The organism is Steroidobacter sp. (assembly GCF_016790065.1).
GTDB lineage: Bacteria > Pseudomonadota > Gammaproteobacteria > Steroidobacterales > Steroidobacteraceae > Steroidobacter.
In genome coordinates, this window is sequence record NZ_JAEUPY010000717.1 from 1 (window position 1) to 2,284 (window position 2,284).

Below are 2,284 nucleotides of genomic sequence, written 5' to 3' on the forward strand. Positions count from 1 at the left end.
CGTCGGAACGAAATCCAGCGCTGGTCGGGACTGATACGCAGTTCCGTGGTATCAGCGTCCACGGTTCGTGCATGATCGCGCAGATCGAGCCCGTCGAGATTCACGCTCTGCAGCCTGCGTGACACGCCCTCCGACGTCGGATAGCTCGCGGCAAAATAAATGCGCTCCCCGTTGGCGGAAAACTGCGGAGCCTCATTGGCAGCAACCAGGAAACGCCCCTCACCGCCAGCGGCGGCCACTCGGTAGAGTCCCGGTTTGATCCGGAACCCACCGATCGCCTTGTCGCCACTGCTGATTCGATACGCCAGCGATTTGCCGTCGGGGGAAAAGGTCGGCTCGCGAATGAGCCCACTGCTGTTCAGTACCGTTCGTGCCCTGCCGCCGTGCGCCGAAATGATCTTGAGCGAGCTACCGCGCTCGTCATCCCACTCGACGTAGACGAGCCAACGGCCGTCCATTGAGTACGCTGGATCGAATTCGAACGCCGCCGCCTGCGTTAGACGCCTCGGCAGTCCGGCAGGCAGCTGCTTGCGCCAAAGATGACCGACCGCAGCCACCGTGATGTGCCTGCCATCGGGCGAAGGTGCCATCTGGCGCACGATGCGCACATCGAAGCGTTTCGGCGCCAGTTCGTGTTCGAACCGCAGCGTACGCTCAATCCGATGTACCGAACGCGCGCGGAACGGAATCTCCTGTATGGCAGTACTGTTGGTGTTTACGCGCCACAGCTTGCCTCGACTCCAGATCGCCAGATCGAGCCCATCCGGAAACCAATCGAATCGCGGGTAGTAGGTAGCTTGCGGCGAATATGACGCATGCAGATCGCGATCCAGTTCGGCATACACTGGATACTGAGCGCCGGACTGCAGGTCATACACGAACAGCACGGTCTTCTCTTGCACTCGCCGGATGAACGCCAGCCGTTGACCGTCCGGAGAGATTTGCGCGCTGGTGGCGCTACCGAAGCCGCCGACGATCTGCTCGGATCTTCCCGTCGCGAGATCGCGTCGACTGATCGCGTAGTTTATCTGATTTGCATCGACATAGACGAGCGGGGCCGTCAGTCGTTCCGTGTAGTAGACGAAGCGGCCATCCAGTGCGAACGACGGCTCCTCGATATCTCTTCCGCTCGGTGGTGACTCCACCAGCACGCGACCTCGCCCACCAGCCAGATCGTACAGCCACATCTCGGAGGTATTCCGATGTGCAAACGTGGCGCGCACCTTGATTACGCCCACAGACTCGTCACGCGGCCCCCAGGCGGCGGACATCAAGATGTCCTCTTGCTCGTGAGTAACTTGCCGCGCGCTGCTCCCATCCGCATCCGATACCCAGACATTATCGGTACCGCTCGCGTCACTCATATATATCAGCCGGCGACCATCTGCGCTGAAACTGGGAATGCGCTGCATGGCCGAGCCGCCGTGAAGCAGAGTGGCATCGCCGCCCGCCGCCGGGATGCTGTAAATATCACCTAGCAGATCGAACACGATGGTGCGCCCATCCGGACTCACGTCCAGACTCATCCAGGTGCCTTCGGTCAGATCGAAGGCTGCATCCTCGGAAGATTCCGGCGCTTGTGCAGCGACGGCCGTGATCGCGCTCAACAGGCAGCCAAGCGTGGCCAGTATCCGTCTCGATTCGATGCGCAAGTCGAACATGCAGCTCCCCGGCGGCGTGCTAGCGCAGGCTGTTCGTCACCGCGTTGAAGAAGTCATTGTCCGGTATGACTTCGGAGAAGCGCGGCTTGGCGCGCAAGCTCAGCGTGACGATGACCAGGTCCTGTGCCGGATTGATGTAGATGTACTGGCCGAAAATACCACGCGCGCTGTAGGCCGCCTCGCGAAAAGAGCCGGCGCTATCAGCCACCGGCCACCACATGTATCCATAGTCGACCTGCTTGCCATTCATTTGTCTCGGCCGCGTGGCCTCGGGAATCCAGCCGTCGGGCAACACCGACTCGCCGTTGGCGACCGCGCCATTGAGCATGAACAAGCCGAAGCGTGCGTAGTCTGGCAGCGTCGCCGTCAAGCCGCTGCCACACATCTCCAGCCCGCCAGGCGAGTCCAGCCACCAGCTAGCCGTGTTCTCCATGCCAACCTTGGACCAAATCTTCTCCGACAGATAATCGCAAACCCATGCACCCGTGGCCGCGTGCAGCAGCGGACCGAGCATGTGCGCATCGCCCGTCGCATACAGCCAGCTCGTTCCAGACGGTGCAACCCGAGGGCGCCGCGCAAGATAGTCGACGATCTCTCGCCGTTGCGCCACCTGAAGCTCCAAC

The 2,284-nt window shown here is 61.4% G+C and carries 1 protein-coding gene and 1 pseudogene; both read right to left on the minus strand.

Going from position 1 to position 2,284, the window contains the following annotated elements:
* Window positions 1-1,661, minus strand: a pseudogene (locus JNL55_RS29325) (hypothetical protein); the annotation flags it as partial.
* A gap of 19 nt (window positions 1,662-1,680) precedes the next feature.
* Window positions 1,681-2,284 (minus strand): serine hydrolase domain-containing protein (locus JNL55_RS29330; protein WP_293863008.1); only part of this gene is annotated, 604 nt, incomplete at its 5' end.